Annotated in this window: 6 protein-coding genes and 1 other RNA gene; 4 read left to right on the top strand and 3 right to left on the bottom strand. The window is 42.5% G+C overall.

The features are described from left to right. The 3 genes from FNZ24_RS01945 to FNZ24_RS01935 form a co-directional block, all read right to left on the bottom strand. Positions 1-735: FAD-dependent oxidoreductase (locus tag FNZ24_RS01945; RefSeq protein WP_153912739.1), on the bottom strand; the 735-nt coding region annotated here is incomplete at its 3' end. Between the two features lie 58 nt (positions 736-793). Beyond that, a complete protein-coding gene (gene ubiH, locus FNZ24_RS01940) occupies positions 794-2,092 on the bottom strand; it encodes a 2-octaprenyl-6-methoxyphenyl hydroxylase (RefSeq protein ID WP_153912738.1) in 1,299 nt (432 codons plus the stop codon). 94 nt (positions 2,093-2,186) lie between these two features. Beyond that, complete coding sequence (locus FNZ24_RS01935) at positions 2,187-2,762, bottom strand: UPF0149 family protein (RefSeq protein WP_153912737.1); 576 nt, start codon at positions 2,760-2,762, stop codon at positions 2,187-2,189. Positions 2,763-3,371: 609 nt separating this feature from the next. Between FNZ24_RS01935 and zapA the strand changes: the two genes are divergently transcribed. From zapA to FNZ24_RS01915, 4 genes are all read left to right on the top strand, one after another. Beyond that, positions 3,372-3,677, top strand: a complete 306-nt coding sequence (gene zapA / locus FNZ24_RS01930) for a cell division protein ZapA (RefSeq protein ID WP_153912736.1) — start codon at positions 3,372-3,374, stop codon at positions 3,675-3,677. A gap of 57 nt (positions 3,678-3,734) precedes the next feature. Next, positions 3,735-3,917, top strand: a non-coding RNA gene (gene ssrS, locus FNZ24_RS01925) — 6S RNA. 294 nt (positions 3,918-4,211) lie between these two features. After that, complete coding sequence (locus tag FNZ24_RS01920; protein ID WP_153912735.1) at positions 4,212-5,666, top strand: glycerophosphodiester phosphodiesterase; 1,455 nt, start codon at positions 4,212-4,214, stop codon at positions 5,664-5,666. A 43-nt stretch (positions 5,667-5,709) separates the two neighbouring features. Continuing rightward, positions 5,710-8,193 carry a hypothetical protein gene (locus FNZ24_RS01915; protein ID WP_153912734.1) on the top strand — a complete coding sequence of 828 codons (2,484 nt, stop codon included), beginning with the start codon at positions 5,710-5,712 and terminating at the stop codon, positions 8,191-8,193. Positions 8,194-8,203: the final 10 nt, after the last annotated feature.

Here is an 8,203-nt window from a genome sequence, read left to right as displayed (position 1 = left end):
CTCTTCACTTGAAAGTGCTTTTAATCGCTCTGCTTCTTCAGGCGATACCGACCATACGATTGAACATAAGTTTTCTTCGTAAAGTGGCAGTAAAGCTAATGGGCCATCGGCTAAAAACACCTGACGAGCGGTATCTTCATGGGGCTCTGCGGTGCGAATGGTGGCAACTATGGCGTGGTGGCCGTAGTCCCAAAAGGTCAGTGGAATTTGGCACTGGCTGCGCACCCAAGAGTTAGCGCCATCGGCAGCAACCACTAATGCAGCGCTTAGGTTTTCGCCGTTATCTAAGGTTAACCAAGACTCACGCTCACCAAATGCGATGCGTTCAAGTCGCTGGCCTTCAAGATGGGTAATGTTACTTAGCTCGCTGGTGCGCTTAGCTAAGGCGTAACTTATCGATTGGTTTTCAATAATAGCGCCAAGGGATGGCTCGCTAATGCTGGCAGCATCAAAGGCAATTTTGCCTAATCCGTCTTTATCCCATACGGCCATTTTTTGATACGGCGCAGTGCGGTCATGGTCAATGTATTGCCATGCACCTAAGTTTGTTAGTAATCGCTCACTGGCTTTGTTTATCGCGCTAACTCTGAGTCGTGGCTCGCCTGATACCGCCTCTGTTTGGCCTGCATCAATCACCACCACGTTTAAGTTAGCCTCGGCTAAACCGATTGCTGTTGCCAAGCCAACCATACCACCGCCAACAATGGCTACATCATAGGTTTGAGTTTGAAACATGTTAATCCTTAATCTTCAATCGGTTCACTGAGATACTTTACTACTGCACTTGCAATCTTTAGGCGCTTTTCCATCCCATTGCTTTATGGGCAATAGGCGCTTTAAGTGGTGGACACCAAGACAATAATCTTAACCCTAAACTGCGCCCAGCCACTAATGGCCAATGCTGATTTGAGAAGCCGCGCACTAAAAACTCAACATTGTTGATTGTGCTGTTTCTGTCTTGCTCGCGAAGTGTCAGATAATGATGAATAAGCGAATTTTGACCGCAATCAAGCGCTTGTGGATCTGTTTTACTGAGCTCGATGAGATTTGCTTCAATGGCGTCAATTAACCCAACAACATCACGCAAACCTAAGTTAAAGCCTTGGCCTGCAATGGGGTGCAAAGTTTGCGCAGCATTACCAATAAATACTGTGCGATGGTAAATAGGCCTAGGCATGTACGATAACGTCAATGGATAACTGACTCGCTCACCCACATCGGTAAAGCGCCCTGCTCGGTTACCAAACGCGGTTTGCAGCGCAGCTAAAAACTCAGCTTTGGGCGCGATTTTAAGTGCTTGTGCTTGCTCGTTATCAAGCGCCCATACTAATGAAACACGGGGCTTAGCGTTAACTGCTGACATGGGCAATAAAGCTAGCGGCCCAGTTTCAGTAAAGCGCTCGTATGCCCAGCCATCATGTGGCTTATCGGTTTGAACATTAGCAACCAATGCCACTTGTTCAAAATCGACTTTTTCAATGTCTTGGTTTAACGCTTGGCGCACTTTGGAGTTAGCGCCGTCAGCCGCTACAAGTAGCTGAGTACGAATTTGCTGGCCGTTATTTAAGGTTAACGTATGGCCGGTGGCATCTGTTTGTAAATCTGATAATTGCGCTGGGCAATATAGCTTAATGGCTTGTTTACTATTCTTTAGCTCATCAAACAACACCTTACCGACTTTAGCCAGCTCAACCACTTGTCCCATTGACGATAACGAAAACTGCTCAGCGTTAAGTTCGGTCATGCCGAAATGACCGCGATCAGAAATATGGATATTGCTGATTTCGGTGCCAAGGCTTGCAAGCTTTGGCCAAATACCTAGACGGGTTAGTTCAAACACTGAGCCATGGGCAATCGCAATAGAGCGAGCATCAAAGCCTGGATGGTTATCATCAGGTTTTACCGCTTCTATAATGGCAATGGATAAAGGTCTGCCAAGCTTATGTTGATATTTATCTGATAACTGCGCTAAACCAAGGGCTAAACTCGCTCCAGCCATCGCACCGCCGACAATGGTGATGTCGACATTTTCAACAACAGATGACGTGACGTGATGAGAGATATCGGTAGCTGAGTTGGTTGACTGTGTCATAGAGCGAGTTCTTTTTATTTTTCGATTAACGCTTGCACACTACACCAATGTGAGTGTGCACTAAGTTGCTACTGATGAGTAGTGTATGTATGGGTTAGTGCAGTGGCGCTGCAGGTTCGCTGTCATCTAATGGGATTTCAGGGCCGAACTCTGAGTAACACAGTACCGCTGCCATACGGACAAATTCATGCAGTTCAATAAATGCAGCTTCTGATTCGTCATCGTCGCTCACATCAAATTCAACTTGAGCAATAGCGCCTAAGTCTTGAATGATCTCACGTACATCTGATGATGCGCCATTAAGTTTAGGCTGGATAAGTGCAATAGCGGTTAAGTAGCTTTGCACCCATAATGCGAGGCATTCTAAACGCTTGCTTAAAGGCTCTTCTTCTTCAGGCAGTAATGGCGAAAAACCAAATTCAGCATCGCCTAAACGCGTGGCAGTATCTTTGAACAAATCTGAGATTAATTGCTGTAAATCATTTGGTAGTGCTTGGCCGTCATTCATTAATTCAACTAACGGTTTTAGCCATAGCAGATTGGCTTGATCAACTCCGCCGCAAATTAACCCGACTAATGCGCCATGCACCTCAACAGGATGCTGACCAATTTCAGCTGAATCTAGGGCTTTTTTCAGTTTTTCGATACATAAAGAAGGAGGGGTAGCCATGGTAATTTTCCATTAAATAATCAATCTGGTGCAATGCTAGCAGAGTTAATAACGGCCACCAAATCCTGTGGCTATTTTTGCTGGGTAAATAAGCAAAAAATTATCTCGCTGTAAAAAGTTGATTTAAAAAATATCGCTTGAATCTGCTAAGTATAAAGCACCTTTAGCTTATTAGCTTAAATCGAGCGGTAAATCTGCTGGAATAGCTGGCTTTTAATGGCGGTTATTAAACCAATTACTAATATTAACACTCTGGAATATAACTCGATCAACTAAGCGTTTTGGCATAAACAACGTATTCTTAGTGGTGTCGTTAAATAAAGTTGTGTAGATCATTGAGTGATTCAGACTCAGGGTGAGTGTACGGATCACATCGAACCTCGCTGAAATGCTCATTCATCAAGCAAATAGCCGTAAAGCGGGCAAGTTACCTTGCACTTTTAATATGAGCGCTATATAGTCCGCAAACAGGCTATTTCCTCTGTTGTTGATGTAAAATGATTGTAAAATCAACGCTAATACTCGCATTCATGCTAAAGCGTTACAGTCAGAGGGATTGGTAAACTGCTACAATTTTTATTTTAGACGAATAAGGATCTTCAGCGAACTATGAGTAACAGTGCTATTGATATCTCCCTTTTAGGGCGCACCTACTCTATCGCTTGCCCGAAAGGACAAGAGGATGCTTTGCGTTCGATCGCTAAAGGTGTTGAGCAGCAGCTCACGAACCTGAAAGCACGAACCAATAATTTAAGCCGCGAAGAATTAGCCATTATGGCCGCACTGAATATTGGTTACGAGCTACACGAAGAACAGCAAAAAAATAAGCAGTATATGGCGCAAATGGATGAGCGTATTTCGTTATTACAATCAACGTTAGAAAACTCGTTGGTTGAACGCACCAAGGAAGATTAAAGAATTTTGATTTGTGTTAAGCAACCTTAATGGTCTCAACATGATTCACACTGGTTTTGCTCCCTGGGATATGCGCTTGTAGGTTATGTCCCTGTGCCGATATTTACAAACCCAGGGTGAATGTTTTCATTGACATTGTGTATGCTCGGCTCGTATCGAGAAACCTTAGGAGATGAACATTTTCCCGCCTTGAACCTACGGTTCAAGGGCTACACCGACGGTCGGTATTCTGGGGAGCATTCTAAATAAACAAACCACCTTTATTAGGTGGTTTTTTTATGTCTGCTTAATCGTCTTTTAATAGCCAAAAGATGCATAAATTGCGTCATAATTGTCAATATTGAGTTTATTAACATTGCCTAATAAAAAGTCCAATTTGCTAATAAAATGTATCACCAAATTGTAAAAATGTAAGCTAAGTCGCTAAAGCTCGCAATTCATTTTATTACACCTGTTAATTTAAAGGTTATTATTGTTTTATAAAGAACAATAAGGTATAAATCTCAGCAAATTAATAACTTGTAATTAGGGATTATGACAAGTCGTCTGCCAAACCTATCCGCTTTAAAATTAATATTTCTGTGTTCAATACTGTTTCTGTCAGCTTGTAAATCTACTCCTGAACCTCAACAGCCCGCTTATATTATTCCTGCTGCTATTGCACATTTACCTCTTGATGCAGCCAATCAGGGTTTAGACATTGTTGATATTCAATTAGCGCTGGGTGACCGTAATTTATACCTTGCTGCAAATGGCAATATTAAGATGCTATCAACGGCACAATGCCCTATTGATATCTCGGCCCATCGTGGTGATTTTCGTCAGCCCGAAAGCAGTTATAACGCTATTGCTGCGGCATTAAATGACAACTTTAATAGTGTTGAAATTGACGTCATGCTACTTAAAGATGGGACTTGGGTTAACCACCATGACAGTCAAACTGGCCGTGCTACCGTTCATTATACTGGCGAGCGCTATAAACTTGAGCGCATGAGTCGTAAACAGTTTGGCGAGCTAAAACTGCGGGATAAAGACAGCAACACTTTATTAAATGAGCGTCCAATTACGGCATCTGAAGCATTTAAGATTTTTGCTGCATATCGAATGCCGAATCAAAAGCTGAACGTTGAAATTAAATCTGATGCCAATGGCCAAGAGCTTGTCGATTTAGACAATATGCTACGTAAATATATCGGTCTCAGTGGTTATTATTATTCAGCAGCAGATCAAGACACCTTATACAAACTTCGTGGGATTAATCCTTATGTGTACCTAGGTTTTTTACAAGGTGGCCACCCTACTAGTGTAGAAAAACTTCGCAGTGATTTACGCAAAGGCGTTAAAAATGATGCTTATTACCTTGATAACCAAGATGACATTGAGCTAGCTGGCCGCTACGGCACTAAGCGCTATCGCTCACGTTACAAAGACTACACCAGCAGCGAAGCCCTAAGAAAACTGCGCACAAAGCTAGGTAACAATTCAGGTATTCATTTGGATATTCGCAGCTATATGCAACATTCAGCAGTGAAAAGTCGAGCTCATAGCTTAGGAATGAAAGTGTATACCTATTCGCTCAATGGCACCGATTATCATCAAACACAGCTGCTTAAACTCAATAAGAATAAGCTGCCTGACGGTGTGATTGTCGATGCGACGCCTTATAAAATTTGCCAACGCTTATTTACTGCCTCTGTACCAGCCAAGCGTTACCAACCATTGAGCAATCTAGGGCGCTATATTGCCTCTTTACCGCAAGATGCTGATTTTGATCGTTTTCAGGAAATGCTTGGGTATCAAAATGAAGGCTATTACCTCTCTCTTAGCTCAGGGCTTAAATCCATCACTAGCGCAAAAAAAGTACAGGCCAAAAATACTACGCCTACTCCCTTGCTTGAACATGGATTCCCAACCATTACTGACGAGAAAATCGAACATAAAACCGGTGAAACTATTTTACTCACTTTGCCTGATAGCAAAGCAAAATAGTACTCACAAATAACAATAATAAAAACATATAGTAAACTACATAATGACTGATAAAAAACCAAGCCCCTTTGCAACCAACTTGCTAAATAAAACGCCAACACAACAGAAAATGCAAGTGGCAGAAAAGCAATTAGAAAAAGTCCAGAAGAAGCAAAAAAGTTCGTCAAAAAAGGCGGCGGCGCAACAAGCCCGTGAAGAAGAAATCACCAAATTAGGCAAGCCTTTTTGGTGGATGATGTTCATGTTTATCTGCTCGGTATTGTATTTGTTCCCTGAGGCAGTATTTAATGCTGCACTCACTGACGTTGCTGGCGGCAAAAACTCTAGCGAAGATGATTTACGCGCGGTTGAATTATTTGGCCGAACCATTAGTGGTATTGGTGTCACGCTGTTACTGGCCGATATGCTATTAAAGGGTAAACGAGTGGCACGTGTAGGACGAGCCATGGGCTACTTTGCCTTGATTGCAGTCTTGGTATGGCCAACGGTGTTTTTTGGGCAAAAGTGGCTGGTAGATCATTTTATAATTGATGCCTCTTCACCTTCTGAGCGTCAGCAAGCTTATTTATCTCAGGTATTACGCAGTGCACTAATTGAAAAATCAATTCAATTTGAAGGCATTAATTACGACCCTGATTCTGACCATAACGCCACTGAAAAAACCTTCTTGTCAGTGTTTGGTGGATTAGTTTACGCCGACGATAAACTGGTCGATGATCTCAAACAAAAGAAACGCATGATCATGGAAAAATTTGTCCGTGATCGCGCCTTATCACGTTTTGATGAGCACTACGCAAACTATGATGAGTTTCGTCATACGCTGCGTGATAATTACAAAGAATATGCTCAAGGCTCAAACGAGTATAACCAAGCAATTGCAAGCTCGCCTGAACGCTCAAATGAGTATTGGTTAGACACTCAAAATCAAGTAAAGCAAGGTTGGGAAAAGTACCAAAAAGGCGTTAGCGCTTATGAGGCTCGCGTTGAATCAAGAGCACAAAAAATCGCTCCAAAAATGTATGACTTTTTTGAACGTCGTAACAAATGCGGCGATATGAAAAAAGGCAGCCGTAAAAACAGCTGTAATGAACGCTTACAAACGGGCTACGACAAAGAAATCGCCAAATACAGCATTCCTTATATTCCACCTGATGATTGGTTAATCCGCGAAGAAATTAGCACCTCAGAGAACGTAGGTAACTCCATCTTAACGGGCATCATGACCTTTGGTTTATTCACAGCAATGCAAGCTGCTGATGCGGTTACCGGCGGCGATGCAGGCTTTAAAGATCACCGTATGGTCTACACCAATGATGTTAACCACTATAAGAATGTCTTAATGGTGAAAATGGAACCTGACTTTGTCAAAGAATCAGGCGGTTACCCTTTAGGTATCAATACTATCCATGAGTTTAGACACCATGAATTAACCAGTTTGAAAGTGAATAAAACCCTCAAACAAAAAGGTTTGTCCTTACCTACCACTTGGGTGATGGCTGATCGAACAAGTTTTGATAATGCTGTTGCTAAAAAAGTCCGACAAGAAGCAGATAAACGCTGGCGCTCAAGCATGAAAAATAAAGGCTTGGATATGCCGCCTAACTTGAGCTGGTCACAATTTCAAAAGCAAGGTGATATTCAAAAACGTATCGAACGGAAAATGAAAGAGCTTTACGTTAGCCCAACCCTCGCAGACTGGAATAACCGCGAGTTTAAGCAACGTATTATTGAGCCTAATATTCAACGTAAAACCACTGAGTACCTCAATGTTCTTGAAGCTCAGCAAGCTGAGTTTGCTGATGGCGGCGCATTTGAATCAACGGGTAAATCTGCACTGCGCGCCACCATAGTGCCTCCTATTTCTATGTCGATTAGCTTGGCATTGGTGTTATTAACGGTATTAAAACTGCCGATGAAAGCAGTTGAGTTGGTCCAAGCTAAGCAAGCCAATAAAAGCAATGCTGAACCCGCTGATGACAAAAAGAAAGCCAAAGCGGGTTACATTAAAGGCGGAATTTCTGCGGTGTTATTAGTGTCGATCTTTATCGTACCAATCACAGTTAGCAGTAACCAATACACTATGAAAGATTCCGCCATGCACTACTTTTTTGAGCAAATGGAAAACAATGATTCTGCCAGTATTTCATTCGCACTGAAATGGTTATTGGTGACTCAGCCGATGGTGCAACCTATTGGTGCGCGCATCGATGAACACCTAATGATTACTCGGGGCTTTGATGCGATTAGCGAGCCGATTAATCGCTTTGATTTAGCCATTATGCCAGAGCATGAAACTAGCTCTCAGCCAAGCTCTGCGTCTGTAGCTAAAGCATTATTGCCACTCACTATTACCACTAATATCAGTGGTGCCAATATCGCAGTAATGAACATTAAACCGAAATATGAGGCAGGTATGATGCTGCCTCCAGGAGGCTATGACATAAAAGTGTCTGCCAGTGGCCATCAAGCTGTTAGAAAGTGGGTATACCTCAAGGCCGATGAAACGGAATTTACCATAAAACTATAACGCGTTTTAA

It is taken from the genome of Shewanella sp. TC10 (assembly GCF_009663145.1).
Classification (GTDB): domain Bacteria; phylum Pseudomonadota; class Gammaproteobacteria; order Enterobacterales; family Shewanellaceae; genus Shewanella.
The sequence above is the reverse complement of the archived record's forward strand: the minus strand, read 5'-3'. Positions and strand labels throughout refer to the sequence as shown.